Source organism: Pseudoduganella guangdongensis, assembly GCF_009857475.1.
GTDB lineage: Bacteria > Pseudomonadota > Gammaproteobacteria > Burkholderiales > Burkholderiaceae_D > Rugamonas > Rugamonas guangdongensis.
The window spans coordinates 191,783-218,441 of sequence record NZ_WWCJ01000011.1 but is presented as its reverse complement, the minus strand read 5'-3'; the positions used below and the strand labels follow the sequence as shown (position 1 = coordinate 218,441).

Sequence of the window (26,659 nt, the reverse complement as noted above, 5' to 3'; positions counted from 1 at the left end):
CGACGTGAGCGCCCTCTGGTCCCGGTACCGATGGTTGACGCTGGCCATGCTGCTGTTGGCGATGCCGGCACACGCTGATACCACCATCGCCTTGTTCAAGAGTTTTGCCGGCAACGTCAATTTTGTCGGCTTGCAGAAGACTCTGCGCAAGGCATCCAACACTACCAATGCTTGCAGCATCTATGCCGCCAACGAGACGACGGAAGCGACCTTGAGCGGGATTCCAGCATCGGCGAAAATTCTCAGCGCCCAGCTCTACTGGGCTGCCTCCGGCACTACCACTGATTACGCCGTCACCTTCGATGGCAAAGCGGTGACCGCGCCGGCGTCGCGGCAATACAAGAGTGCCACGGTAGGCTATGATTTTTTCAGCGGGGCGTATGACGTCACGGCCGAGGTGACGGCGAAGCGCAATGCCAAGTACTCTTTTTCCGGCCTGACGATCGCCAACTCGTCGAAGTGGTGCGACGTGCAGGGGGTTGTCGGTGGCTGGGCCATGATTGTGGTGTATTCGCTGCCGACCGAGACCTTCCGGGTTCTGAATATTTACGAAGGCTTCCAGTACATCCAGTACAGCAGCGTGACGCTGTCGCTGTCGAACTTCGAAATTCCACCCTTGACCACGCAAACCGGGCGGGTGGCGCACATAACCTGGGAGGGGGATGCGACGCTGAGCAGTACGCCGAGCGGCGAATTCCTGACCTTTAACGGCTACTCGATGTCGAACAGCGTGAACCCATCGGGCAACCAGTTCAACTCGGCGAGCACCATTGCCGGCACGGATACCGCATCCTACGGTATCGACTACGATTCATATACGGTAAGCAGTCCCGTGATCCAGGCTGGACAAACCAGTGCCACCACGGTGTACCGGTCCGAGCAGGATCTGGTGTTGCTGAGCGCGGAAGTGATTGCGGTGCCGAATACGCCGGTGACCGACCTCGGCATCACCATCGCACGCGACCAGGCGCCGACCTTGGGCCAGACCATGTTGTATACAGTGAACGTGACCAATTACGGCCCAGCCGCAGAGCCAGGTACGATCCAGGTAGTCGACAACCTGCCGTCGCAGGTCAGTCTTGTGTACGCCGGCGGTGACGGCTGGAGCTGTGTACAGGCTGGGCAGAAAGTTACCTGCAATTACAACATTCCGCTGGATGTGGGGGCGAGTGCCCCGGCTTTGCTCCTGACCGTCATGGTCAATTCCGTGACGAGCTCGCTAAGCAATACGGTGACGGTCAGTGGCAGCGAGTTCGACAACCAGATGGCAAACAATACCGCGACCGATACGGCGGCGGTGGAAGTGGCGCCGTACGTCTTCACGCGTTCCGTGTGCACCAAGGGAGTGGCGTTCGGCACTGCCGGCCAATGCCAGTTCATTGACTGGAAGAGTGTCATCGCCGGCGATGACGTCGCGGTGTACATCACCCTGCTAAATGGTTCCGGCGTCCCGACCGCGCCCAGCGCGACGCTGCCGACTGCTTTGTCCATGCGTTTCGGCATGTCTTGCCATAATCCGGTGAAGGGCACGACCGAACAGGCATCGTTCCCGGACTTGGCGTCGCTGCTGCCCAAATGCGCGGAAAACAGCGCGACGCCGAGCGGCGCGCAGTGGTCGGCTTACCGTATCCTGACGGTGGCGGCGAACCAGGCCAGCATCAGCGTGCCGCTGACCTTCAACTACTTCGATGTGGGGCGCGTCAAGCTGTTCATGCAGGATTCGAGCGGTAAGACTGGCGCCAGCGGGCCGGTTGTGATGCGGCCCTATATGTTGGAAATGGATGTCTACAAGACTGGCGCCAATGGCACGCGCATCAACAACCCGGGAGCGACGGTGGCCACCGGCGCGAAGTTTGTTGCGGCCGGCGAACCTTTCACGATCAGCGTTGGCGTGCGGACCAGGGATAAGGTCCCGGGTACCAAGTACTTCGCCAAGAACTTTGGTAACGAGATCCTGCCGCGCAGCATTTATTTCAACCCGAACCCGAGCGACGGCCTGAGCTTCGCGGACATGGTGGCGCGCCCGGAACTGGAAGGCAGCCTCAATCCGTTCGCGTTAGGACTCTCGTCAGGGACCTTCAACTACCCCGAAGTCGGCATCATCACCACCAAGGCGACTTTGGCGGGCAACGACTACCTCGGCAGCGGCGGGGTTGATCCGGTCACCACCAATATCGGGCGCTTCGTGCCCGATCATTTCAATACTGTGCTGGAACCGCCGGACGCCCTGGGGCCGATTTTGCCATGCCCGGCCGACTTGCCGTGTTCCGCCGTCAGCGGCCTGGTCTACTCGGCGCTGCCGTTCAGCACGACAGTGACCGCCCACGACGTCGACGGCAACCTGTTGAAGAACTACCGCGGCGTGTTTTCCAAGGCACTCTACCTATGCGGCGCACTCAACCAGACGCTGGCCGCGCCGAGCGGCGGGGTATGCCCAGCCTTGGCCTTTGGCGCCAACCCACCAGCCGACGGCCTGCGCCGCGACAAGAAGGCGGCGACGGTTAAGGACAGTGGCGATCTAGACTTCGACAACGACGAGGGGCGCTTGTCATTGATGCTCGACTACAAAATGAGTAATCCGTACTCGATGACGGGAGCGGCGGGCGCTGGCCGCCAGACGCCTGCTCTGGTCTATGTCCGCGCCACCGATGCGGACGGGGTCAGCTCCCTGTACGGCTACAACGCGGCGCGTGAGCTGGTTGAAGGGGAGGTGATAGTGGCCAATGCGCGTCTGCAGCTGCCGAACGTATTTGGCTCCGAGCTGCAGTTTCTGCCGGTGACTGCGCGCGTCCAGTATTGGAACGGTACGCGCTGGGCGACCAGCAGCGGCGATTCCATGGCTGATGTGCTCAATCCAGCGCTGTTGCGCTTTACGAACTGCAAAAAGAACCTGGTATCCGGTAGTGCTTGCAAATCCGTGTTGGGCGCCACGTCCAACGCGCTGCGTTCCGTCAGTGGTGGTCTGGCGCGCTTCCTGCTGAGGGCGCCGGGCGCCGGCAGTCATGGCACCGCCGATTATTACATCGATCCTGCCTCGGGGCCTGAATGGTTGCCGAGTACGCCTGGCCGGGCTACCTTTGGTATTTATCGCAACACCCCGGTGACCTATATCAGGGAATTGTACTGACAGTGTGGCTGAACAGTGGCAAGATACGCCAATTAATCAAAGAATTACGTTTGTTTCTTCATCCAAAAGTTTGACAACACTGCGGAATGCGACTTTTCTCGAAAGCAAAAAAGGAAAAAGACGCCTGGATGGTCTTCGCTCCGACCACACAAGGCATGGCGTTGGCGACGATGCGGCGCCAGGGTGCTGCCACGCCGGTATTGCTTGGATGCGCTGAAGTGGCGCTGCAAAGCGAGGGCGGGCAGGAGGCCTTGGCCCGCGCGGCGCGCGCGCGCAATGCGATGCGCTATCGTTGCAGCACTCTGCTGTCTCCCAGCGAGTATCAGATGCTGACGGTGGAAGCGCCGAATGTGCCGCAGGAAGAACTGAAAACCGCCGTGCGCTGGCGGATGAAGGATATGCTGGACTTTCATGTCGACGACGCCACCTTCGACATCATGTCGATACCAGTGGAGCGCGCCAGCGGCCGTACGCCCAGCATGTTCGTGGTGGCCGCGCGCAATAGTGTCGTGCGCCAGCGCCAAGAGCGGTTTTTCGATGCCGGTGTCGCGCTGGAAGTCATCGATATTCCGGAAAACGCGCAGCGCAATGTGTCGGCCCTGCTGGAAGAGGATGGCCGGGGGCTGGGCATGCTGTCGGTGGGCCCGCAAGGGGGCTTGTTGACGGTGACCTACCTGGGCGAACTTTACCTGGCGCGCCGCATCGACGTCACGACGGAACTGCTGGAGGACCAGGACGCCGACCGGCGCCATGCGACACTGGACCGACTGATGCTGGAGGTGCAGCGCTCGCTCGACCATTTTGAACGCCAGTTCAGTTTTATCTCCATCGCGCGCATGGTGCTTGCGCCGGGCTCCAACGAAGCGCTGTTGAGCTACCTGTCGTCGAATATGTATATGCCGGTGGTGCAGACGAACCTGGCGGATGTCATTGACCTGTCCGCCGTGCCGGAGTTGCTCGACCCGGCGCAGCAGGCTTACTATTTCTTCGCGCTGGGCGCGGCCTTGCGCCAGGAACTGGTGACGCCATGAGCCAGCAAATCAATCTTTTCAACCCAGTCTTCATGCGGCAGCGGCACAGTTTTGGTGCGCGCGGCATGGGCCTGGCCCTGGGCGTCATGCTGCTTGGGACCATCGCCCTGGTGGTGTTTGCCCAGCTGCAGCTGGCGCCGCTGCGGGAAAACGCGGTGCTGCGCGATGCGGCGCTGAAGGCGCGCCAGGCGCGGTTGGAGGCGGTAAAGCTCGAGTTCGCGCCGCGCGCCAGTGACCCCGTGTTGAAGTCGGATTTGCAGGCGAAGGAAGTGCGTCTGAAGTCCTTGCAACAAGCGATGTCGATGTTGCGCCAGGGGGAGGGCGAGGGCGGGCAGGGCTTTGCCCAGTACTTTCGTGCCTTGGCGCGCCAAAGCGTGCAGGGTTTGTGGCTGACCGAGGTGGGCATTGAAGGCGAGCCACACGAGATTAGCTTGCAGGGGCGTGTGCTGCAGGCGGCGTTGCTGCCGGCCTACCTGTCGCGGTTGGCTGAGGAACCCGTCTTGCGCGGAAAAACGTTCCAGGCGCTGGATATGGGGCCGCCAGCGGCGCAGGCACCGGTGGCCGACGCGGCGCCAGGCGCGCCCCTGTCCCTGCTGCCGCCGGGGACCGCCGGCAGCACGCCGGCTCCGGCCTTGAGCGCGCTGCCACCGTCTGTGTCTGCCGGGGACACGTCCCGATTCCTGGAGTTCAGGTTGCGAAGCAGCGTGGCGCCGCTGCCGGCCAATGCCGGAGGGCAACCGTGAAGGCCGCGCTGTTGAAGCTTGAACAGCGCGTCGACAGCCTGCCGCTCCGGCAGCGCGTCGCGCTGTTCGTCAGCGGCATTGTCGTGATCGCGGCGATCGCCTGGATGGGTAAGCTGGCGCCGCTGACGGTAGAGCGGCATGCGCTGCACGCCACCATGCAGCAACAGCAAGATCAGATTGCCGCGGCGGACCAAGGTATCGCTGCAATCCTGAAGGCATACGAGCCCGACCCGAATGCGCCGCTCCGGCAGCGCCTGGCGACCGTTCAGGAACTGACGCGCGCTGTAGGTGACGAGTTATCGGACAAGAAGCGCGGCCTGGTGCAGCCGCAACGTATTGTGCCCCTCTTGCAGCAGATTCTGCGCGGACACCCCGGCTTGCGGGTATCGGCCATGCGGACATTGCCGGTCAGTGGCTTGCAGGACGGGAAATTCAGTCAGTCCACCCCGGCGGTGGGCGCGCTGCCCTCGGCAGGGCCGGCGCCCGTCGCCCTGTTGTACCGGCACGGCGTGGAGCTGGAGGTGCGCGGCAGCTATGCCGACTTGCTGGGCTATATGGAAGCGCTGGAGAAAGTGTCGCCGCGCCTGATCTGGGGTAGCGCGAAATTGAGCGTGATTAAGCACCCGGAAGCCAGCCTGACCTTGACGGTATATACCTTGAGCCTGGACGACACGTGGGTGCAGTTATGAGGATGTGTTTATTACTACTGGCATGGGGGGGCTGCGCCGCCGCGCACGGACAGCAGGCATTGCCAGATCCGACCCGGCCGCCGCCCGAATTGCAGGCGTCGCAGCCCGAGCGTGGCCCTGCCGCTGCCTCCGCCGCGCCGGGGCCGCAGTTGCAGTCCGTGCTGATCGCGCGGCGCCCGGGTGGGCGCCAACTGGCGGTCATCGATGGCGCCATCGTGCCGTTGGGCGGGAAAGTGGACGGTGCAGTCCTGGTGGAAGTGCGGGAACGTGCCGTAGTCCTGCAGCGCGGCAAACATAAACAAGTCTTGAAGTTGGTATCATCCGGACTGGATAAGGCGCAAGAGCCATGACAAATCGAAATACTATGCCGAAAGTCGCACAGGTTTTCCGCCCGGTGGTGGGCGCAGCCGCGCTGGTGCTGCTGGCAGCTTGCACCCAGACCCCGCTGCGCGAGACTTACAGCACCATCAGCAGCGAAGTCAAATCCGCTGCGACCGCCGCCGCTGCCGCACCGCTGCCGCGCCAAGTGTCCGAAGCCCTGTTGCCTTCTGCCGACCAGCTTGCCGGGCAGTTGCCCAAAGCGCGTCCAGTGCTGGAGGAGCGCTTCAACGTCGCCTTCAGTGACGCGCCTGCGCAACAGTTCTTCAATTCCCTGGTGGCCGGCACACGCTACAACATGCTGGTGCATCCGGAGGTCGGCGGCACCATCAGCGCCAACCTGAAGGATGTGACCATCCAGGAGGCGCTGGAGGCGGTGCGGGAAATGTACGGCTATGACTACCGCATCGAGGGCACGCGCATCTCGATCAAGCCACTGACGCTGCAAAGCCGGATGTTCCAGGTGAATTACTTAACAGCGTCGCGGCGCGGCTCCTCCAATTTGAGGGTGACATCGACCTCGGTGCAAAACGTAGGCAACAATAGTCAGAACAATAGTAACGGCATCGACAGCGGCAATAACAATAATCGGCAGAACCGCAATAACAACCCGGGTGACCCGAATTCGCCCACGGCCAATGTGCTTGATGAGGCGGCCAACGTCACCACCCGTTCCGAGTCGGACTTCTGGGCTGAGTTGAAGCTGTCGCTGGATGCCATCGTGGGCGTGGGCAAGGATGGTCGCACGGTTGTTGTCAGCCCGCAGTCGGGCTTGGTGGTAATCCGAGCCATGCCGGAAGACTTGCGCAATGTCGACCGCTATCTCAAGGCTACACAGTTGGCGGTGGCGCGCCAGGTGATCCTGGAAGCGAAGATCCTGGAAGTGGAGCTGAGCGAAAACGCCCAGTCGGGCATTAACTGGGCCGCCTTCGGCTCCTCCCGCATCTCGGCCGGGATGGTAGGGCCAGGCACCACGCTGGCGCCGCGCATCAATGGCGTGACGTCCGTGATGGGGCAGCCGAATGGCTTGCAGTCCACTCCGGGCAGTTCACTGGCCGCAGCGACCAGTGCCGCCAGCTCGCTGTTCGGGATTGCGTTCCAGAGTGCGAATTTTGCCGCCCTGATTTCCTTCCTGGAGTCGCAAGGAACGGTGCACGTGTTGTCCAGCCCGCGTATAGCAACGCTGAACAACCAGAAAGCGGTGCTGAAAATCGGCACCGATGAGTTCTTCGTGACCGGCGTCAGCACTACGACCAATACCAATGCCACTGGAAACGGCACGGTATCCCCCAACGTGACCTTGCAGCCGTTTTTCTCCGGCGTGGTTCTGGACGTGACGCCGCAGATCGACGAAAAAGGCAACATCATCCTGCACGTGCACCCGTCGGTGAGCCAAGTATCGACGGTGAACAAGAGTATCAACCTCGGCACGGCGGGTAGCCTGAACCTGCCGTTGGCGGCCTCGGCCACGTCGGAGATGGACAGCATGGTGCGTGGCGAAAACGGCAGCGTCGTCGCCATCGGCGGTCTGATGCGCCAATCGACCAGCGCCGATCGTTCGCAGGTCCCGGTGGCAGGCCGTATCCCGCTGATCGGCGGCCTGTTCCGAAGCACCGCTGATTCGATCCAGAAGCGCGAGTTGGTGGTACTGATCAAGCCGACCATCGTCGACGCCGCCAGCGATTGGAGCCAGGATTTGATGGACAGCAGCCGCCGCATTGAGCGCCTTGATCCCAAGGGCATGGGACGCTACTGATATGTACGAGAGCCACTTCGGCCTGCGCGAAGCGCCGTTCGGCATTACGCCGGACACCAGCTTCTTTTTCAACAGCCCGCATTCGCAGGAGGCCTTGAACACCCTGCTGGTGGCGGCACGCAGCGGTGAAGGGTTCATCAAGATTACCGGCGAAGTCGGCACCGGCAAGACCCTGTTATGCCGGAAGTTCATGAAGACGCTGGGCGACGGCTTCGTCACGGCCTACCTGCCCAATCCCTTGCTGGAGCCGCGTACCCTGATGCTGGCACTGGCCGAAGAGCTCGAGTTGCAGCTGGCGCCGGATGTGGACCAGCACAATTTGTTGAAGTCCCTGACCGCGCGCCTGCTGGCGTTGGCAGCGCAAGGCAAACGCGTAGTGCTCTGCGTGGACGAGGCCCAGACCATTCCCGAAGCGAGCCTGGAAGCCTTGCGCCTGCTCACCAATCTGGAAACGGAAAAACGCAAGTTGCTGCAGATCGTCTTGTTTGGGCAGCCGGAGCTGAATCAACATTTGCAGGCGCAATCGATACGCCAGCTTACCCAGCGGATCACTTTCCAGCACGACCTGGGCGCCTTGTCGCGCGATGATATGGAGTATTACCTGGCCTATCGATTGCGGGTGGCCGGATTTACCGGCGCGCGGCTGTTCAGCAAGGCGGCGGTGCGCCGGCTGTTCGCAGCGAGCGGCGGCATTCCACGCCTGATCAACATCATGGCGCACAAGGCTATGCTACTGGCGTATGGCGAGGGGCGCCAGCAAGTCGACGACCGCCATGTGAAGCTTGCAGTGAAAGACACCGCGCTGTTGAAGCGGCGCGGGTGGCCTTGGCTTGCGGCGGGGTTGGCACTGGCGGCGCTGGCCGCGGCGGGCGCGGTTCTGTCCTATCGGTTGAGTTTATGAGCCTGATTAACAAAATGCTGCAGGATCTCGATGCGCGCGGTGGCGCGCCACAGGCAGCTGGCATGCCGGACGCGGTGCGTGCCGTGCCCGATACGCCGCCTTACCGCCGCTCGGTTTTGCTGATAGGCTTGGCGGTAGTGATCTTGTTGGCTGGTGCGGCCTCTGCCGGCTGGCGGTATTGGAACAAGGTTCCGGCGGCGGATGTGGTGCCAGTAGCCCCGGCGAAAGGTGTGATCAAAGCTGCGCCGGCGGCGGATGCGCCGCAGCTTACGCCGCCGGAACAAATGGTCGATGGATTGCCGCTGCCGGCACCGCTAGCACCGCAGCCTGGAACGGCGAAAGTGCAGCCACTGGAAAAGGCGGCGCCGGAGAGGAGGGGGCATGTCGCGAAAGCGCGCCAGGCAGCACCTGAGCGCAGCCCGAAAATGACAGCGACAAAGGAGGCGTCCGGCGGCGGCACGAGCCAGCTCACATCCGTGGCGCGCGATGGCGGCGTGCAAGTCTCCGCCACAACGCTGTACGAGCGCGCGCAAAGTAAGCTGCTCAGCGCACGCATCCAGGAGGCGATTAGCGACTTGGAAGCAGCGCTGGAAATTGATCAGCGCCACCTCGCGGCGCGCGAGACCCTGGTTGCAGTATTGGTGGAAAATCAGCGTCACTCCGACGCCATGCGCCATCTGCGGCGTGCTTTGGTATTGACTCCGCAGCAAACTGGAATGGCGATGCTGCTGGCACGCTTGCAGCTTGAGCACGGAGGCGGCTCCATCGACACGCTGCAGCGCAGCCTACCCTATGCGGAAACGAATGCCGATTACCGCGCCATGTTCGCCAATGTGCTGGAGCGAGACGGGCGCCACCGCGAAGCGGCCGACCATTACCAGGCCGCCGTGCGCCTGCAACCGGGCAACGCAGTATGGTGGATGGGAATGGGCATTTCGCTGCAAGCCGACCAGCGCAACGCGGAAGCCAAGGTCGCCTTCCAGCGCGCCCGCGACATCGGCCGCCTGACACCGGAACTGCAAAGCTTTGTGGAACGCCGCCTGCAGCAGCTGAATTAAAGGGCCGCTTGCGCGCCCCAGATCTGCTTCATTGAGAATCGCAATTCAGCCTGGTCTTCGGTCAGGGCCTGGCTGATCGCGCATTCGGGATGGTCGGTACGGCGATGCACGGCAGCCGGCAGCGACTTGCCCGCCGCATCACGCATGCAGCGCACCTCCAGCACGCCATCGCCGCCATCGCGCGACACCACGACGCCCGTTTCACCGTTGGACAGCCGGACCAGCACGCCCGGCGGGAATTTACCAACCTGGCGGTGGAACTGCGCCTGCAGTTCCGGATCGGCCGGGTGGGAGGGATCGTGCAGCAGTTTTTCCAGCGCCTCGTCCGGCAGCATGGAGCAGCGGTAGTTGCGCGCCGAAACCCGCGCGCAATAGCGGTCGGCAATCGCCAGCAAACGCGCGTTCTGCGTGATCTCCTCGCGCGTCATGCCCGCAGGATAGCCGCTGCCGTCGTCGTTTTCGTGGTGCATCAGGACACAGGAAATCCATTCCTGGTCCTCCACGCCCGCGTATTTCAGGATCTCCGCACTGTTCTCGGGGTGGCGCCGCACAATCGCCATTTCCTCGCTGTTCAGGGAGCCCGACTTCGACTGGAAGCTGTCGTGGTGGCGCAGCATACCCACATTCATGGTCAGCGCCGCCGCCGTCAGCGACAGCACTTCGTCCGAAGGCTTGCCCATGCCGCGCGCCACCAGGATCACCACAATCGCTGTCTCAATGCAGTGGCGCACCGCGTAGGTGCCCGCGATCTGGTTCAGGAACAGGCAAGCCAGCGCGATTTCGGGGTTGAGCTCCACCGCGCGCAGCACTTCGCGCGCGATATTGCGCAAGTCCGCATCGGCATTGCGCTCGTTGCGCAAATCGGCCAGCAGCTTTTCCAGTCGCTTATTGGCCTGGTTCAGTTCATGCAGCACCGAAGGCGGCGGCTCAATGCGCGCCCCGGAATCCATGCCGAGATCCTGCAAGCTGTTCAAGTACTGGTTCATGGTCATCCCCGATGATTACACGCGCGCCAGTCGCTCCAATGCGAGCGCCAGCGTCTCGTCCTTCTTGGCAAAGCAGAAGCGCACAATGCCGGAATCCTTGCCGTCGCGGTAGAAGGCCGACACTGGAATGGCCGCCACCTTGACTTCGGCCGTCAGCCACTCCGCAAACTCCGCCTCCGGCAAGGAGGAAATGCGGTCATAACGCACGCACTGGAAGTAGGTGCCGTCGCACGGCAGCAATTCAAAGCGGCTGCCTTCCAGGCCTTTGCGGAACAAGTCGCGCTTGCGCTGATAGAAGGCCGGCAGGTTCACGTATGGCGCCGGATCGTCCATATAGCTGGCAAAGCCGTGCTGCATGGGCGTATTCACGGAAAATACGTTGTACTGGTGGACCTTGCGGAACTCCGCCATCAGCATGGCCGGCGCCGCCACGTAGCCGACCTTCCAGCCGGTCACGTGGTAGGTCTTGCCGAAGCTCGAGACCACAAAGGCGCGCTGCGCCAGCTCCGGGTGGCGGCACATCGATTCGTGCTGCTCGCCGTCGAACACCATGTGCTCATACACTTCGTCCGACAGGATCAGGATTTCGGTATCGCGCACGATATCGGCCAATGCGGCCAAATCGGCGGCGCGCAGCACGCTGCCGGTGGGGTTGTGCGGGGTGTTGATGATGATCATGCGCGTGCGCTCGGACACCGCCGCCGCAAGGCGCGGCCATGGCACGCTGTAGCCGCCATGCTCCGCCACTTCCATCTGCACCAGCAGCGGCACGCCGCCGGCCAGTTCGATGGCGGGCAGGTAGCTGTCGTAGGCCGGTTCGATCACGATTACCTCATCGCCCGGGTGCACGCTGCACAGGATGGCGGTGGTCAGCGCTTCGGTGGCGCCGGGCGTGACGGTAATTTCGGTATTGACGTCGTACTGCCAGCCGTAGACGCGCGCAATCTTGTCGGCGATGGCCTGGCGCAGCACCCGCGCACCGGTGCCGATCGGGTACTGGTTAAAGCCTTCGCGCATGGCCACGGTAACCATGTCCACCAGCTTGGGATCGCAGGCGAAATCAGGAAAGCCCTGGCCAAGATTGACCGCGCCATGCTGGGCCGCCAGGGCGGACATGCGCGAGAAAATGGTGGTGCCGACAGCAGGCAGGCGGGATTGCAGTTGTTTCATCTGGCTGGGAAAGTGGAGGTTTTTTCCATTCTAGCGCAGCCAAATAAAACAAGTGTTGCCCCGAGGGTAAAACTTAAAAGTCAAGCGAAGTTAAGCGCGCTCAGGCCTCAAGTGACCATTTTTCCGGCAGCATTACCTTGAACATGCCGGCCTTGGCCAGGCGTTTGGCCAGCTTGAGCAGGGCCTTGTCCTTGGTGATCAGGATGTCGGCCTGGGCGTCGCGCGCCAGCTCCAGGAACTTCTGGTCGTCGCGGTCGGTACACACCGGCAGGCGCACGCCGGATTCGGGCGGCTGCACGACCTTGATGTACTGGTCGAAACGCGCCGCGCTTAATGGGCGGGTGCTTTCATCCAGCGGCAGGTGAGGGTAGTTCAGCACGAACAGGTATTCGGCGCGGCAGTCGGCGCGCGTGATCGCTTCCACCGCGCCGCTTTCAATGGCGGACAGCAGCGCCGCCCAGCGCGGGTCCTGGAAAACGAACAGGTCGAGGCAGACGTTGGTGTCGATGACGATGCGCTTCGGTGCAAGTTGTGGTGGAACAGGTATCATGTCGGGGTTTTCGCTTTAATTTTGAATCTTATGCTGATTGTGCTGTCGCCTGCAAAAAGTCTTGACCTGGAGACTCCGCCCACCACCAAACTCGCAACGCAACCCGCTTTCCTCGATCACTCGGAGCAGTTGATCGAGCGCCTGCGCGCGTTTTCGCCGCAGCAGCTGGGCGAACTGATGGACTTGTCGGACGCGCTCTCCACCCTGAACGTGGCGCGCTACGCCACCTGGACCAAGGACACCGGCGAGGCGCGCCAGGCGGTCATGACCTTTAACGGCGACGTGTACGACGGCCTGGATGCGCGCAGCATGAACGCCAAGCAGCTGGATTACACCCAGTCGCGCATCCGCATCCTGTCCGGCCTGTACGGCATGCTCAAGCCGCTTGACCTGATCCACCCGCACCGCCTGGAAATGGGCACCCGCCTGCAAAACCCGCGCGGCAAGAACCTGTACGAGTTCTGGGGCGAGATGATCACCGATGCGCTGAACAAGGAAGGTTCGCCGGTGCTGGTCAACCTGGCGTCCGACGAATACTTCAAGTCCGTCAAGCCGAAGAAGCTGGCCATGCCGGTGATTACGCCGGTGTTCGAGGACTGGAAGGGCGGCAAATACAAGATCATTTCCTTCTTCGCCAAACGCGCGCGCGGCATGCTGGCACGCTACGCGGCGGTGAACAACATCACCGACCCGCAAAAGCTGAAGAAGTTCGATGTGGATGGCTATAAGTTCGAGGCGGACGCCTCGAACGACACTACCTGGGTCTTCCGCCGCAAGATCGCAGCGTAATGGGGTGGGGTATGGCCCTGTGGGCCATACCCTGGTTTCCCGGTTCTGCTGGTTACATCACCAGACACGCCACCAGGCAGTCTTCTTCGACCCGTCATCCTCCAGCATTTTGCTGTCCGGGAAGTTCTTCACGAACACACGCTTGGTATCGTCGCGCAGGGTGATGTTGCCCATCTTGTCGTAACCGCGGTACATAATGGCCAGCGCTTCTTCGACCGAAGGCGAATCCGCGTAATCGGTCAATACGCCCTGGGAACGGTTGATCGCCGCCAGGTAGGCGCCGCGACGGTAGTAATAGCGCGCCACATAGACTTCGTACTTGGCCATGGCATTGATCAGGTACTTCATGCGATCAATCGCGTCCGGCGTATACTTGCTATTTGGAAACTTCTCGACCAGGGCCTTGAAGGCGGCAAACGCCTCGCGGGTCATTTTCGGATCGCGCTCGGCCGGATCCTGTTCGTACAGGAAGTTCAGCAAGCCGATGGAATCGTTGAAGTTGATCAGGCCACGCAGGTAGTACATATAGTCTACGTTCGGGTGGTTCGGATGCAGCTTGATGAAGCGCTCCACAGCTGCCAGAGCCTGGGCCTGGTCCTGTGCCTTATAGTGGGAGTAGGCCACTTCCATCTGCGCTTGCTGCGCATAAGTGCCGAACGGATAGCTCGATTCGAGGCGCTCAAACAGCTGAACGGCACGTTCATAGTTGCCGCTGGCCTGTTCATCCTTGGCCTCCGAGTATAATTTCGTTGCGGACCAGCCTCGGGACTCGTCCGCGCGTTCTGGTAACAGGCCACAAGCTGACAAACTAAACAGTACGACTGTTGCTGCAACTACTGATATTTTTTTTTGCATGTTGATGTGCAAGGAATCGTTAACCAAAATACTAAACTTGGCTGATTATAGCCGATGGGAATGCTGTGATATTGAAACCTGAGATGAATTCGGCAGAACAAATGCCTGACAACGATTTTGACGCCGATTTTGAAGGTGAATTTGGGGAAGATACGCCTGCGGGCGACCCCCTGGCCCCGATTGAACTCGAATTGACCAAGGGCGACTGCGGCGAACGCCTGGACAAGGTCGTGGCACGTCTGGTGCCCCAGTTCTCGCGCGGCCGCCTGCAATCCTGGATCGAGGAAGGCCATGTCACCGTCGATGGCAAACCCGCCAAGGTGCGCGCCACCGTCTATGGCGATGAAAAAATCCTGGTGGTGCCGCAACCGGCCCCGGAAGACGTCGCTTTCACCCCGGAAGACGTGCCGTTGGACGTGGTGTTTGAAGACGACAACCTGCTGGTCATCAATAAGCCGGCCGGCCTGGTCGTGCATCCGGGCGCCGGCAACTGGTCGGGCACCATGCTGAACGGCCTGCTGCACCGCTGGCCGCAACTGGGCGGCGTGCCGCGCGCCGGCATCGTGCACCGCCTGGACAAGGACACCAGCGGCCTGATGGTGGTGGGCAAAGACCTGCCGACCCAGACCGACCTGGTGCGCCAGCTGCAGGCGCGCACCGTGAAGCGCGAGTACTGGTGCATCGTGTGGGGCACCCCGCGCATGAGCGGCACGATCGACGCCTCGATGGGCCGCGACCAGAAAGACCGCGTGAAAATGGCGGTGTCCGCCAGCATGGGCTCGAAGCCGGCCATCACCCATTACCAGCGCCTGGCTGAGGGCGTGCTGGATGGCCGTCCGGTTTCCCTGGTGCAATGCCGCCTGGAGACGGGCCGCACCCACCAGATCCGCGTCCACATGGCGCACCTGGGCTTCTCCCTGATCGGCGACCAGGTGTACGGCAAGCAGCACATGGCGCATATCTTCCCGCGCCAGGCCCTGCAGGCACGCCGCCTGGGCCTGATTCACCCGTTCACGGGCGCGCAGATGGAATGGAATGTGCCGCTGGCAGAGGACTTCGTCGAGCTGATGCAGCGCGCCGGCATCGAGGAACCGGACGAGGCGGCGCTGGCCGCCGCCGCAGCCGGCCACGGTGACTACGAAGACTACGATATCTACGACGACGAATTCGACGACGAGTAAATGCAGCATTCCTTCCAAGGGGCGCAATGGCTGGTGCCGGACTGGCCCGGCGCGCCCGACAATATCGGTTTTGTGTGCACCACGCGGCGCGGCGGCGTCAGCCCCGACCCTTACGGCCCCGGCCCGCAGGAGATTGCCACCGCCGGCGGCGGCCTGAACCTGGGCGTGCACGTGGGCGACGATCCGGCCAATGTGGCCTTTAACCGCGCGATTGTGCGCGGCCGCCTGCCGTCCGAGCCGGCCTGGCTGTCGCAGGTGCACGGTAGCGTGGTCGCCCGCGCCGACCGCGTGGCGCGCGGCAGCGTGCCGGAAGCGGATGCCAGCATCGCCACCATGCCCGGCGCCATCTGCGCCATCCAGACTGCGGATTGCCTGCCGGTGCTGTTTGCCGACCGCGCCGGCAGCGTGGTCGGCGCCGCGCATGCGGGGTGGCGCGGCCTGGCCGGTGGCGTGCTCGAGGCGACGGTGGCCGCCATGCGCGCCGAACTCGCGCCCGAGGGCGACCCGGCCGGCAATGAGATCATCGCCTGGCTCGGGGCTGCCATCGGCCCGCAGCAATTCGAGGTGGGGGAGGAAGTGCTGCAAGCCTTCCTGGCCGGTGCGGAAGGCTCAGCCGACGAAACGGCAGCGGTGCGCGCCGCCTTCGTGCCCCGCGCTAGCATGCCGGGTAAGTATTTGGCCGACATCTACGCGTTGGCGCGGCTCACGCTGGGACGGGTTGGCGTAAGCGACGTGTCGGGCGGCGATTTATGCACCGTGACGGACGCCAGCCGCTTCTATTCCTATCGCCGCGACAAGGTGACGGGGCGGCAGGCGAGTTTGATCTGGATCAAACAGTAGGTGGTTCATCGCGACGGGCGGCTTCGGCTGCCCGTTTGCGTTTGCGGCGTTTGCCACCTGTTATATAAAATAGTATTCCCAATGGCAACGCACCATAGAGCAGGAATGTCATGATGCCGGCAACCACGGTTGGTTCCGTGAACGCCATCAGCACCGTGACGTAGAGCCAGGCAACAGCAACAAGCAGCATTTTTCTCCCAAAGTTGTATTTTTAACGGACTTAAAAATGAACATGCCCGACCCGCAAGCCTTCGCCAACGCCTGGATGGCCCAAATCAGCGATCCGAACCAATGGCAATCCTGGCTCAAGATGATGCCGGAGATGGATGTGGTGCCAGGCGCGGCACTCCTGCGTAATGCCGGTGCCGCCGTTCGCCCGGAAGCGATGGAGCAGCTGAGGAACGATTATATGGGCGAGTTCACTGCCTTGTGGCAGGAATTCCTGACCGGCAAATCGCCGTCGGTCAAGGATCGCCGCTTCTCGTCCGACGCCTGGCAGGGCAATCCGGTGTCCGCGTTCAATGCGGCATCATACCTGCTGAACAGCAAATTCCTGCTGCAAATGGCGGAAGCCGTTGACGCCAGCCCGCAGCAAAAACAGAAAATCCGCTTCGCCGTGCAGCAAGTGGTGGACGCCATGTCGCCCGCCAACTTCCTGGCCACCAACCCGGAGGCGCACCGGAAACTGATCGAATCGAAGGGTGAGAGCCTGACCAAGGGCCTGGCCAACCTGCTGGGTGATATGCAACGAGGCCATATCTCGCTGTCGGATGAAAAAGCCTTTGAAGTAGGCCGCAACCTGGCGACGACGGAAGGGGCGGTGGTGTACGAGAACGAGTTGTTCCAGCTGATCCAGTACACGCCGCTGACCAAGACCGTCCACGAACGCCCGCTGCTGATGGTGCCGCCGTGCATCAACAAGTACTATATCCTCGACCTGCAGCCGGAAAACTCGCTGGTGCGCTATGCGGTGGAGCAGGGCAATACCGTGTTCCTGGTGTCCTGGCGCAACCCGGACCAGTCGCTGGCCAAGACCACCTGGGACGACTATATCGAGAAGGGCGTGGTCAACGCCATCAACATCACCCGCGAAATCAGCAAGCAAGACAAGCTGAACGTGCTGGGCTTCTGCGTCGGCGGCACTCTGCTGTCGACCACCCTGGCCGTGATGGCCGCGCGCGGCGAACAGCCGGCAGCGGCAGTCACCTTGCTCACCACCTTCCTCGACTTCAGCGACACCGGCGTGCTGAACGTCTTCGTGGATGAGGCGCAAGTGCAGATCCGCGAGCAGGCGCTGAAGAGTGGCGGCCTGATGCCGGGCCGCGACCTGGCCAGCACCTTCTCCAGCCTGCGCCCGAACGACCTGGTGTGGAACTATGTCCAGTCCAACTACCTGAAAGGCAACGAGCCGCCGCCATTCGACCTGCTGTACTGGAACTCGGACTCGACCAACCTGCCGGGCCCGATGTTCTGCTGGTACTTGCGCAATACCTACCTGGAGAACAGCCTGAAGGTGCCGGGCAAGCTGACTGTTGCAGGTGAGAAAGTCGACCTGTCGAAGATCGACGCCCCTGCCTTTATCTACGCCTCGCGCGAGGACCATATCGTGCCGTGGAACTCGGCCTACCAGTCGACCAAAATCCTGAATCCCAAAAAGCCGGGGCAGAACAAGTTCATCCTGGGCGCCTCCGGCCATATTGCGGGCGTGATCAATCCGGCGGCGAAGAAAAAGCGCAGCTACTGGACCAATGACGCCCGTCCTGCGACGGCGGACGAGTGGTTCGCAGGCGCCGCCGAGCATCCCGGCAGCTGGTGGGCGGATTGGGCCGCCTTCCTCGCCGAGCACGGGGGCAAGGACGTGAAGGCGCGCAGCAAGCTCGGCAACGCTACCTTCCAGCCGATCGAAGCGGCGCCAGGACGTTATGTCAAAGCCAAGGCTGATTGAGAAACGGCAATATTAAGTTGCGTTGCAATATTGGCCACGACAATCACTTAACTTATAACATTGTCGTGCCAAAAGCTTTTTTTTCGCCCTATAATGGGGTCGCAAATATTATCAACGGCAGGTAGACGCGCTGCGGCGCAATAAATGGACTTGTGATGAGTAGTGCAAAGAAAAGTACTGAACGCTTGATTAAGAAATACCCGAATCGCCGTCTTTACGATACGCAAACCAGTTCCTACATTACCCTGACGGACGTTAAACAACTCGTGCTCGATGCCGAAGAGTTCACCGTCGTCGACGCCAAGTCCAACGAAGACCTGACCCGCAGCATCCTGCTCCAGATCATCCTGGAAGAGGAGGCCAGCGGCGTGCCGATGTTCTCTACCGACGTGCTGGCGCAGATCATCCGTTTCTACGGCCATGCCATGCAGGGCATGATGGGGTCTTACCTGGAAAAGAATATCCAGGCATTTACCGATATCCAGCGCAAATTCACTACCGGCGCCGCGAATTTCGACGGCAAATCGTTCAGCCCCGAAATGTGGACCCAGTTCATGAACGTGCAAGCGCCGATCATGCAGGGCATGATGAATAACTATATTGACCAGTCGAAGAGCCTGTTTGTGCAAATGCAAGAGCAAATGCAGAACCAGAGTAAGAATATCTTCGGCACCTTCCCGTTTGCGCCGCCGCCCACGGACAAAAAGTAAGCTGTGAAAGCGGGAGCTAGGCTCCCGCTTTTGCTATAATGGTGGATTGCCCTGAATCATCAGCTATCTGCCATGCAATCCAAGCAAATCACCCGCACCACCCCCGCCGAAGGCACCCCCGCACCTAAAGTTGGCTTTGTCTCCCTCGGCTGCCCGAAAGCGCTGGTCGACTCCGAACAAATCCTGACCCAGCTGCGCGCCGAAGGCTACGAAACCGCCAAATCCTACGACGGTGCCGACCTGGTGATCGTGAACACCTGCGGCTTCATCGACGCCGCCGTGCAGGAATCGCTGGACGCCATCGGCGAAGCGCTGGCTGAAAACGGCAAGGTCATCGTGACCGGCTGCCTGGGCGCCAAGAAAGACAAGGACGGCGACGACATCATCCAGAAGGTTCACCCGAAAGTCCTGGCCGTGACCGGCCCGCACGCGGTGGGCGAGGTGATGGCCCAGGTACACACCCACCTGCCGAAGCCGCACGAACCGTTCATCGACCTGCTGCCGCCGCAAGGCATCAAGCTGACGCCCAAGCATTATGCCTACCTGAAAATTTCTGAAGGCTGCAACCACCGCTGCTCGTTCTGCATCATCCCGTCGATGCGCGGCGACCTGGTATCGCGTCCGATCGCGGAGCTGATGCTGGAAGCGGAGAACCTGTTCAAGGCCGGCGTGAAAGAACTGCTGGTGATTTCGCAGGACACCTCCGCCTACGGCGTCGACGTCAAGTTCCGCTCCGGTTTCTGGAACGGCCGTCCGGTGAAAACCCATATGACGCAGCTGACCCAGGCCCTGGGCGAGCTGGCCAAGCAATACGGCGCCTGGGTGCGCCTGCACTACGTCTACCCGTACCCGCACGTGGATGAAGTGATCCCGATGATGGGCGACGGCCACGTGCTGCCTTACCTGGACATTCCGATGCAGCACGCGCATCCGGATGTGCTGAAGCGCATGAAGCGCCCGGCATCCGGCGAGCGTAACCTGGAGCGCATCCTGAAGTGGCGCGAAATGAACCCGGACCTGACCATCCGCTCCACCTTCATCGCCGGCTTCCCGGGCGAGACCGAGGCGGAGTTCGAGTACCTGCTGGACTTCCTGAAGGAAGCGCAGATCGACCGCCTGGGCTGCTTCGCCTACTCGCCGGTGGAAGGCGCGACTGCCAATGAGCTGGCGAATCCGGTGCCGGAAGAGGTGCGTGAAGAGCGCCGCGGCCGCGTGATGCTGCTGCAGGAAGAGATTTCGCGCAATCGCCTGAAGGCGAAGGTGGGCAAGACGATCAAGGTGCTGATCGATGAGCTGACCCCGAGCGGCGCCATCGGCCGTTCCGCTGCGGATGCGCCGGAGATTGACGGCGTCGTGCACGTCAAACGTCCATTTGACCCGAAAAAGAAACTGGCCGTTGGCCAGTTCTTCGATGTTGAAATCACCACCTCCGACGCGCATGACTTGTGGGGTGAGGCGCAGTAAAACCGGTAAATCTGGGTCTGACCCGCAGGGTCAGACCCAAGCAATGCCATGGCCGCGGGTTAGGGTTGTGCGCCTGCACCCAATCCCGCGGCCTTTGTACACCCAGGGTCTGACCCTGTGGGTCAGACCCTGCCTTACCGGTTTAGAATAGGTGCCATGACCAAAAAGCACCTGCAAACCCAAATCGTCCACACGGACTACGTGCCGCCCGAAGGCTTCGCCGCCTTCCCCAGCGCAATCCACCACGCCTCCACCGTCCTGTTCAAGAACGTCGCCGCCATGCGCTCGGGCGACTGGAAAGAAAAGAACGCCTACACCTACGGCCTGCACGGCACCCCCACCACCTTCACCCTCGAAGCCCGCCTGGCCGAGATCGAAGGCGGCAATCACTGCCTGCTCGCCCCCAGCGGCCTGGCCGCCATCGCCATGTGCAACTTCGCACTGCTGAAATCCGGCGACGACGTCCTGCTGCCCGACAACGTGTACAGCCCCAACCGAGATCTCGCGCGCTGGCTCGCCACCGACTTCGGCATCAGCGCCCGCCTGTACGACCCCATGATCGGCGCCGGCATCGCAGAGCTGATCCAGCCCAACACCAAATTGATCTGGACCGAAGCCCCCGGCTCGGTCTCGATGGAAGTTCCCGACCTGCGCGCCATCTGCACCGTCGCGAAACAGAAAGGCGTCCTCACCGCGCTCGACAACACCTGGTCCGCCGGCCTGGCCCTGCGCGGCTTCGACCTTGGCGTCGACATCGTCATGCAAGCCCTGACCAAGTACCAGTCGGGCGGCTCGGACGTGCTGATGGGCGCCCTGGTTACGCGCGACAAGCTGCTGCACGAACGTCTCAGCATGGCCCACATGCGGCTCGGCCTGGGCGTGAGCGCCGACGACACCTATCTGGTCCTGCGCAACCTGCCCACGCTGAAACTGCGCTTCGACGCCCACGACGCCTCCGCCCGCAAAGTCGCCGCCTGGCTCAAAGCCCGTCCCGAAATCAGCAAAGTCCTGCACCCCGCGTTCGAGGACTGCCCCGGCCACGAATTCTGGAAGCGCGACTTCACTGGCGCCGGCGGCCTGTTCTCAGTACTGTTCGACGAAAAGTACAGCGAAGAGCAAACCGACCGTTTCGTCGATGCGCTGGAGCTGTTCGGCATTGGCTACAGCTGGGGCGGCGCGCACAGCCTGTGCATACCGTACCGCGTCCACACCATGCGCAAGAACTGGAGCGGCAAAGGCACTCTGGTGCGTTTCAACATCGGCCTGGAAGACGCGGGCGACCTGATCGCCGACATCGAGCGCGCGCTGCTGCTGCTTTGACTTAGCATTAGCGGCAGTCCACGCTCGTTAGTGAGCCCGGGGCGGACGTTCCTTTTCGTTGATATGTCAGAACGCAGCGACGGGCATTGGGGACACCTTGTGCACGAGGAGGAGCGAGCTGTTTTTGTAGCTGCAACCGATCCAGGTGTCCCGCTCCCTTTCCCCAGCAAGGTGCCAGATGGCTTGATGTACAGGCCCATGGCTGGTGCTTCGATCTGGCACCAGTGAGGCCATTTCACTTGGATGGCCGTCATACACCTGGGCGTTCTCCAGCTTATGCACCTGTGGGGTTGAAACTGCCTCCCATCCGCTCACCTGGGGAGATATCGCTTCGCTTGAAGTGATAGATGGGGGGCAGGTCAGCTCCTCAGCAGGGCAATAAAGTGTAGCCAGACTGAGGCAGCAAAACAAGGCGAGGCGCGCCCTACTCAATGACATAGTATGCGTCAGCATTATTACTCCGGGAGGTCGCCTTTGGGTTGGCTCGAATGGTACGTGTTGAGACTTTTCCGAGGCTGTTCCATTGATCCAGGACGACTATGCCTTGAGCTGTTTGGTGAAGATAGATTGCGGCGTGCTTCCCCTTGGCGTCTGTGGGGTAGCGGTCCTTCTCGTCAAAGGTAGCTATCGCTGTCCCACGTGCGATGGCGCCAAACGGGGCGCCGAGCACTTTAACCCCCGGTCGCCAGAATTGAGTGCCTGGCGCATTTGTGGTTTGCCGGATGAACTCAACGCACTCGGTATTGCCTTTCGCATTGGGATACCGTTTTTTTCAGCGATATCTTCTTCGCTAACGTTCAGCATAAATGACATAGTCCCTCCAAGGAAGTCGAGAAAGGTCACTTTACCGAACCTGAATACTTCTCTTTTTGATTTTCGGCAAACTGTGTATTTATGCGAAGCCGGGCTTTCGGGCGATCGGCGGCAGCGAGCTTACCCCAGTAGAGTATTAGAATCGCAACTTAGCTTTCACTCTTCATCGGGCCGGCATTGTGCGGTCTTTGCCAATCAGGCCTGCAAATGGCGGCCCCGTTTACGGTTGGTTTCACGCTGCGGGGCGAACGGTACGGCTGACCCTCTCGCGCGCCAGCTCATTGTGTTCAACTTCGCCGCCTATGTGGTCGAAGTGAATGGCAAATGGTTCGTGCAATAATCATCCTGCAGTCGCTCGGCGTTGTCGAGCCGGGACAGATTTTATCGAAGCGCGCAGTGTTCGAAGGACCGGCATGCGCCGGCCTGATATTCCTCTTGGCGGCGCCGGCGCTGTCGCGGGATTTATTTCCGAGGTGCGCCAATCCTTTAGAAACTTGGAGCGTGGCATGGTAATGATTGCGACAGTCTCGCTGGTGCTGGCGGCATCTGTGGCGCCGTACACTTTTATCGAGGGGAAGCTGCCGAAAGATGCGCAGCCGGACGGGAATTCGATTGTGTTCGAGGGTCCGGTCGAAATGCTGGTGATCGACACCGGCCGCCACCCGGAGCACACGGACAAGATCATTGCGGTTGCCAAGGCGCGCAACAAGCCGATCACCGCCATCATCAACACGCACTGGCACCTGGACCACGCCACCGGCAATGCGCGCATCCGGGCCGCTTATCCTGGCGCCAAACTGTACGCGAGTACTGCGGTGGAGGGCGCGCTGAAGGGTTTCCTGCTGCAGAACGTCGAGAAGGCGAAGGCTCGTTTGGTGGATCCGGCGGTGCCCGAAGGCCAAAAGGTGGGCACGCGGCTATACCTGAATGCGATTGACGATCCCGCCAACCTGGTGCCGGACCAGCCGGTCACGGGGCCGATGACGCTCAAGCTGGGCGGCCGCGAGCTGCGCCTGCACTTGGCGAAGCATGCGGCGACCGAAGGGGATGTTTGGGTGCATGACCCGGCCAGCAAGACGGTGTTCGTGGGCGATCTGGTGGTGGTGCCGCTGCCATTCTTCGACACGGGTTGCGCCGAGGGTTGGCGCCAGGCGCTGGCGGAGATCGATCAGTTGGAATTCGACACGCTGGTGCCGGGCCATGGCCTGCCAATGGCGCATGCCGCATTCACCAGCTATCGGCGCGCATTCGATGCGTTCACCGCCTGCGCGGAAGGCAGCGCGCCGACCGCCACCTGCGTGGCGACCTGGACGCAGGCGGCCGCGCCGTTCGTCGCCATGCATCCGGACCCGAAGTACAGCGAGGCCGCGCTGACCTACTATGTGGACCAGGTCCTGCGGGTGCCGGCCAAGCGCGCCGAACTCTGCGGCCGTCCTTAGTCGCCGATCGGCGAGTTATTGTTGAGGGCCATGATGCCGCGAATCAGGCGGTAGATCTTCCATAGCCACGCGGCAGCCCACACGATCCATGCGAACACGATGCCGAGTACGGTGGCAAACAGGGCCCAGCCGACGCAGACCCATACCAGGTACCACCAGAACGAGCGGATCATCCAGCCGTGGTGGCTGTGGACGAAGGTGCCGGCGCTGTCGTCGCGTTTGATGTAATTGAAAATCAGCGGAATCAGCGAGGCCGCGCCCAGCGTGAAGAAGACGCTCAGGCCGTGGCCCAGGTAGAGCCAGAACGCCCATTCCTTGGCCGACCGCAAACGGTCTTCGAGTACCAGTTCTTGTGACATAGCGCTTCCTTACAGTTCTCGGCCGTTGTAATGCTGGACCGGGACGGATTCCAGCTCAAAATTTTCCAACGCGCGGGCGTTCACGGCGGCCACCGCGTTGCCCGCAGGGTCCTTGCCTTCACCATAGGTATGGATGCCGCATTTAGGGCAGAAACGGTGGTTGATCACGTGTTTGTTGAAGGTGTAGTTGGCCTGGTCGGCTTCCGGCGTCAGGAGTTTCAGATTATCGCGCGGGATGAACCACATCAGCGCGCCCTTGCGCTGGCAGATCGAACAGTTGCAGGAGACCAGCCCTTCGATCTGGCCTTCGGCCTCGAATTTCACATTGCCGCAATGGCAGCTACCTTTGTACAGCATTTTTCGCCTCCGGTTAGAATGCTTGGTTCGGCGTTAATGATAATGTAATTGCAAGAGGAGTGGTGAAAATGGCGGGTCCGTTGCAGGGTATCAAAGTCATTGAAATCGGGACGCTCATTGCGGCGCCCTTTGCGGCCCGCCTGATGGCGGAATTCGGGGCGGAAGTCATCAAGATCGAAGCGCCGGGCGAGGGTGATCCCATCCGCAAATGGCGCAAGCTGCACAAGGGCACCTCGCTCTGGTGGTATCTGCAGTCGCGTAACAAGAAGTCGATCTCGATCAACCTGAAGGCGCCGGAAGGCATTGCGCTGGTCAAGCAGCTGTGCGGCGATGCCGACGTACTCATCGAGAATATGAAACCGGGCGCGCTGGAGAAACTGGGCCTGGGCTGGGCTGTGCTGCACGCGTCGAACCCGAAGCTGACCATGGTGCGCATTTCCGGGTATGGCCAGAGCGGCCCATACAAGGACCGCCCCGGCTTCGGCGCGATTGGCGAAGCGATGGGCGGCATCCGCTACACTACCGGCGAGGCCGGCGGCGTGCCGGCGCGGGTGGGCGTGAGCCTGGGCGATTCGCTGGCCTCCTTGCATGCCGTGATGGGCGCGCTGATGTCGGTGCTGCGTGTGAAGACGGGGCAGGGCGATGGCCAGGTGGTGGATGTTTCGCTGGTGGAGAGCGTGTTCAACCTGATGGAATCGCTGGTGCCGGAGTACGACCTGTTGGGCCACGTGCGCGAACGCAGCGGCGGCGCCTTGCCGGGAATCGCGCCGTCCAACACCTATCCTACGCGCGACGGCTCGTACGTGGTTATCGCCGGCAACTCGAATCCGATCTACAAGCGCCTGATGCACGCCATCGGCCGTGCCGATATGGCCGAAGACCCGCAGTTCGCGCAGAACGATGGCCGCGCCGCGCAGGAAAAGCTGATCGACGCCGCCATTGCCGGCTGGACCTCGGCGCATACGATTGACGAAGTGCTGGCCGTGCTGGAGCGCGCCGAAGTGCCTGCGGGGCGCATCTACTCGGTCAAGGACATTGTGGCCGACCCGCACTACCAGGCGCGCGGCATGCTGCTGGATGCCGTGCTGCCGGATGGCGTGCAGGTCAAGATGCCCGGCATCGTCCCCAAGTTGTCCGAGACACCGGGCGAAGTACGCTGGCAGGGCCCGGCGCTGGGCCAGCACACGGACGGCGTGCTGGCCGGACTCGGGCTGACGGAGGCGCAAATATCTGCCCTGCGTGCCCGAGGGGTTGTCGGCTAGAAATTCGGGGTCAGGTCTGACAATCGGACAAATGGTGCCCATGGGCACCATTTGTCCGATTGTCAGACCTGACCCCGAATCTTATTGAAGCAGGTTGAGGATGCCGTCGAGGCCGACGTAGTTGAGGGCGACGCTGGCTTGTTCGCGCACCACGGGTTTGGCGCGGAAGGCGACGGAGAGGCCGGCGATGCCCATCATCTTCAAATCGTTGGCGCCGTCGCCCATCACGATGGCTTGCTCGGGCATGATGCCCAGCGCGGCGCATACGTGTTCGACCGATTTGCGCTTGACGTCGGCGTCCACGATTTCGCCGATCACCTTGCCGGTCAGCTTGCCGTCCACGATCTCCAGCTCGTTGGCGCGGGTGTAGTCGAGGCCCAGGCGCGTCTTCAGGCGTTCGGTGAAGAAGGTGAAGCCGCCGGAAACCAGCAGCGTCTTCAGGCCGGCGGCCTGCACCGCCTGCAGCATGCGTTCAGCGCCAGGCGACAGGCGCAGGCGCTCTTCGTACACGCGCTCCAGGGCATTGGCGTCCAACCCTTCCAGCAGGGCGACGCGGCGCTTCAGGCTTTCGGAAAAATCAAGCTCGCCGCGCATGGCGGCTTCGGTGATTTCGGCCACTTGCGGCTTCAGGCCCTGCATATCGGCGATTTCGTCGATGCATTCGATGGTGATCAGGGTCGAGTCCATGTCCATCGCCACCAGCTTGAACTCGTCCAGGCGGCGCACGCCCATCATGTAGGTGGTGTCGAGGTGGGCTGCCTGGGCGGCGATCTCGATGGTCTGGCGCAGGGCCGGGGTGTAGGTGATTCCTTCGCAGCGCAGGGCGTTGTCGGAAACCGTCACCACGCGTTTCGGCGCGGTCAGGGCGGCGATGCGCTGCAGGCGGGCGGCGCAATCGCCGACTCCTTGCAGCACCAGGTTCATCGTCATAGAGGT

The 26,659-nt window shown here is 61.8% G+C and carries 26 protein-coding genes and 1 pseudogene; 17 read left to right on the top strand and 10 right to left on the bottom strand.

What is annotated here, in order from left to right; translation table 11 throughout:
• The first annotated feature begins 4 nt into the window (after positions 1-4).
• The 8 genes from GTP41_RS17125 to GTP41_RS17090 all read left to right on the top strand — a co-directional run bounded on the left by GTP41_RS17125 (position 5) and on the right by GTP41_RS17090 (position 9,683).
• Positions 5-3,127: a DUF6701 domain-containing protein gene (locus GTP41_RS17125; RefSeq protein ID WP_161026782.1), complete on the top strand. Its 3,123-nt coding sequence runs from the start codon at positions 5-7 to the stop codon at positions 3,125-3,127.
• A gap of 128 nt (positions 3,128-3,255) precedes the next feature.
• Positions 3,256-4,158, top strand: a complete 903-nt coding sequence (locus tag GTP41_RS17120) for a type IV pilus biogenesis protein PilM (protein WP_229502920.1) — start codon at positions 3,256-3,258, stop codon at positions 4,156-4,158.
• Positions 4,155-4,901, top strand: coding sequence for a PilN family protein (locus tag GTP41_RS17115; RefSeq protein ID WP_161026780.1), 747 nt, complete (start codon positions 4,155-4,157; stop codon positions 4,899-4,901). The genes GTP41_RS17120 and GTP41_RS17115 overlap by 4 nt, the downstream gene beginning before the upstream one ends.
• A complete protein-coding gene (locus tag GTP41_RS17110) occupies positions 4,898-5,590 on the top strand; it encodes a type II secretion system protein GspM (RefSeq protein ID WP_161026779.1) in 693 nt (230 codons plus the stop codon). Before GTP41_RS17115 ends, GTP41_RS17110 begins: the two co-directional genes overlap by 4 nt.
• A 59-nt stretch (positions 5,591-5,649) precedes the next feature.
• Positions 5,650-5,940: an MSHA biogenesis protein MshK gene (locus GTP41_RS17105; RefSeq protein WP_229502919.1), complete on the top strand. Its 291-nt coding sequence runs from the start codon at positions 5,650-5,652 to the stop codon at positions 5,938-5,940.
• A gap of 14 nt (positions 5,941-5,954) precedes the next feature.
• A complete protein-coding gene (gene mshL / locus GTP41_RS17100; RefSeq protein WP_161026777.1) occupies positions 5,955-7,724 on the top strand; it encodes a pilus (MSHA type) biogenesis protein MshL in 1,770 nt (589 codons plus the stop codon).
• Position 7,725: 1 nt separating this feature from the next.
• The gene (locus tag GTP41_RS17095; protein ID WP_161026776.1) at positions 7,726-8,625 is read left to right on the top strand and encodes an ExeA family protein; all 900 of its coding nucleotides are present in this window, start codon (positions 7,726-7,728) and stop codon (positions 8,623-8,625) included.
• Positions 8,622-9,683, top strand: a complete 1,062-nt coding sequence (locus GTP41_RS17090; RefSeq protein ID WP_161026775.1) for a tetratricopeptide repeat protein — start codon at positions 8,622-8,624, stop codon at positions 9,681-9,683. Before GTP41_RS17095 ends, GTP41_RS17090 begins: the two co-directional genes overlap by 4 nt.
• Here the strand turns inward: GTP41_RS17090 and GTP41_RS17085 are convergent.
• The 3 genes from GTP41_RS17085 to GTP41_RS17075 all read right to left on the bottom strand — a co-directional run bounded on the left by GTP41_RS17085 (position 9,680) and on the right by GTP41_RS17075 (position 12,389).
• Positions 9,680-10,669 carry an HD-GYP domain-containing protein gene (locus GTP41_RS17085; protein ID WP_161026774.1) on the bottom strand — a complete coding sequence of 330 codons (990 nt, stop codon included), beginning with the start codon at positions 10,667-10,669 and terminating at the stop codon, positions 9,680-9,682. The genes GTP41_RS17090 and GTP41_RS17085 overlap by 4 nt on opposite strands.
• A 15-nt stretch (positions 10,670-10,684) precedes the next feature.
• Complete coding sequence (locus GTP41_RS17080) at positions 10,685-11,839, bottom strand: pyridoxal phosphate-dependent aminotransferase (protein ID WP_161026773.1); 1,155 nt, start codon at positions 11,837-11,839, stop codon at positions 10,685-10,687.
• Between the two features lie 100 nt (positions 11,840-11,939).
• The gene (locus GTP41_RS17075; RefSeq protein ID WP_161026772.1) at positions 11,940-12,389 is read right to left on the bottom strand and encodes a putative toxin-antitoxin system toxin component, PIN family; all 450 of its coding nucleotides are present in this window, start codon (positions 12,387-12,389) and stop codon (positions 11,940-11,942) included.
• 30 nt (positions 12,390-12,419) lie between these two features.
• Between GTP41_RS17075 and yaaA the strand changes: the two genes are divergently transcribed.
• Positions 12,420-13,178, top strand: coding sequence for a peroxide stress protein YaaA (yaaA, locus tag GTP41_RS17070; protein ID WP_161026771.1), 759 nt, complete (start codon positions 12,420-12,422; stop codon positions 13,176-13,178).
• A 57-nt stretch (positions 13,179-13,235) separates the two neighbouring features.
• Here the strand turns inward: yaaA and GTP41_RS17065 are convergent, their stop codons facing one another.
• Positions 13,236-14,033, bottom strand: a complete 798-nt coding sequence (locus tag GTP41_RS17065) for an outer membrane protein assembly factor BamD (protein WP_161026770.1) — start codon at positions 14,031-14,033, stop codon at positions 13,236-13,238.
• Positions 14,034-14,134: 101 nt separating this feature from the next.
• On the opposite strand from GTP41_RS17065, the gene GTP41_RS17060 reads away from it, so the two are divergent.
• Both GTP41_RS17060 and pgeF read left to right on the top strand, forming a co-directional pair.
• The gene (locus GTP41_RS17060; RefSeq protein WP_161026769.1) at positions 14,135-15,214 is read left to right on the top strand and encodes an RluA family pseudouridine synthase; all 1,080 of its coding nucleotides are present in this window, start codon (positions 14,135-14,137) and stop codon (positions 15,212-15,214) included.
• Complete coding sequence (gene pgeF / locus GTP41_RS17055) at positions 15,215-16,054, top strand: peptidoglycan editing factor PgeF (protein WP_161026768.1); 840 nt, start codon at positions 15,215-15,217, stop codon at positions 16,052-16,054.
• On the opposite strand, the gene GTP41_RS17050 is transcribed toward pgeF, so the two are convergent.
• The gene (locus tag GTP41_RS17050; protein ID WP_161026767.1) at positions 16,044-16,244 is read right to left on the bottom strand and encodes a hypothetical protein; all 201 of its coding nucleotides are present in this window, start codon (positions 16,242-16,244) and stop codon (positions 16,044-16,046) included. The two genes, pgeF and GTP41_RS17050, sit on opposite strands and share 11 nt — an antisense overlap.
• Positions 16,245-16,280: 36 nt before the next feature.
• On the opposite strand from GTP41_RS17050, the gene phaC reads away from it, so the two are divergent.
• The 4 genes from phaC (at position 16,281) to GTP41_RS17030 (ending at position 21,493) form a co-directional block, all read left to right on the top strand.
• Positions 16,281-17,999 (top strand): class I poly(R)-hydroxyalkanoic acid synthase, encoded by a 1,719-nt coding sequence (gene phaC / locus GTP41_RS17045; protein WP_161026766.1) that lies wholly within the window; start codon positions 16,281-16,283, stop codon positions 17,997-17,999.
• A 155-nt stretch (positions 18,000-18,154) separates the two neighbouring features.
• Positions 18,155-18,709, top strand: a complete 555-nt coding sequence (gene phaR, locus GTP41_RS17040) for a polyhydroxyalkanoate synthesis repressor PhaR (RefSeq protein ID WP_161026765.1) — start codon at positions 18,155-18,157, stop codon at positions 18,707-18,709.
• A gap of 72 nt (positions 18,710-18,781) precedes the next feature.
• Positions 18,782-20,173 carry a 30S ribosomal protein S12 methylthiotransferase RimO gene (gene rimO, locus GTP41_RS17035; protein ID WP_161026764.1) on the top strand — a complete coding sequence of 464 codons (1,392 nt, stop codon included), beginning with the start codon at positions 18,782-18,784 and terminating at the stop codon, positions 20,171-20,173.
• Positions 20,174-20,329: 156 nt separating this feature from the next.
• Positions 20,330-21,493, top strand: coding sequence for a cystathionine beta-lyase (locus GTP41_RS17030; RefSeq protein ID WP_161026763.1), 1,164 nt, complete (start codon positions 20,330-20,332; stop codon positions 21,491-21,493).
• Between the two features lie 66 nt (positions 21,494-21,559).
• On the opposite strand, the gene GTP41_RS28000 is transcribed toward GTP41_RS17030, so the two are convergent.
• The gene (locus GTP41_RS28000) at positions 21,560-21,931 is read right to left on the bottom strand and encodes an STY0301 family protein (RefSeq protein ID WP_371867371.1); all 372 of its coding nucleotides are present in this window, start codon (positions 21,929-21,931) and stop codon (positions 21,560-21,562) included.
• A pseudogene (locus GTP41_RS17025) lies at positions 21,918-22,232 on the bottom strand (BPSL0067 family protein); the annotation flags it as partial. The gene GTP41_RS28000 and the pseudogene GTP41_RS17025, both read right to left, overlap by 14 nt.
• A gap of 586 nt (positions 22,233-22,818) precedes the next feature.
• On the opposite strand from GTP41_RS17025, the gene GTP41_RS17020 reads away from it, so the two are divergent.
• A complete protein-coding gene (locus tag GTP41_RS17020) occupies positions 22,819-23,745 on the top strand; it encodes an MBL fold metallo-hydrolase (protein ID WP_161026762.1) in 927 nt (308 codons plus the stop codon).
• Here the strand turns inward: GTP41_RS17020 and GTP41_RS17015 are convergent.
• Entirely contained in the window at positions 23,742-24,104 is a 363-nt protein-coding gene (locus GTP41_RS17015) for a DUF4870 family protein (protein WP_161026761.1), read from the bottom strand. The two genes, GTP41_RS17020 and GTP41_RS17015, sit on opposite strands and share 4 nt — an antisense overlap.
• Before the next feature lie 9 nt (positions 24,105-24,113).
• A complete protein-coding gene (locus GTP41_RS17010; RefSeq protein WP_161026760.1) occupies positions 24,114-24,461 on the bottom strand; it encodes a GFA family protein in 348 nt (115 codons plus the stop codon).
• Positions 24,462-24,529: 68 nt separating this feature from the next.
• Here GTP41_RS17010 and GTP41_RS17005 point away from each other — a divergent pair, with 68 nt between their 5' ends.
• Complete coding sequence (locus tag GTP41_RS17005) at positions 24,530-25,723, top strand: CaiB/BaiF CoA transferase family protein (RefSeq protein WP_161026759.1); 1,194 nt, start codon at positions 24,530-24,532, stop codon at positions 25,721-25,723.
• A gap of 81 nt (positions 25,724-25,804) precedes the next feature.
• Here the strand turns inward: GTP41_RS17005 and serB are convergent, their stop codons facing one another.
• The gene (gene serB, locus GTP41_RS17000) at positions 25,805-26,647 is read right to left on the bottom strand and encodes a phosphoserine phosphatase SerB (RefSeq protein WP_161026810.1); all 843 of its coding nucleotides are present in this window, start codon (positions 26,645-26,647) and stop codon (positions 25,805-25,807) included.
• Positions 26,648-26,659 lie beyond the last annotated feature (12 nt).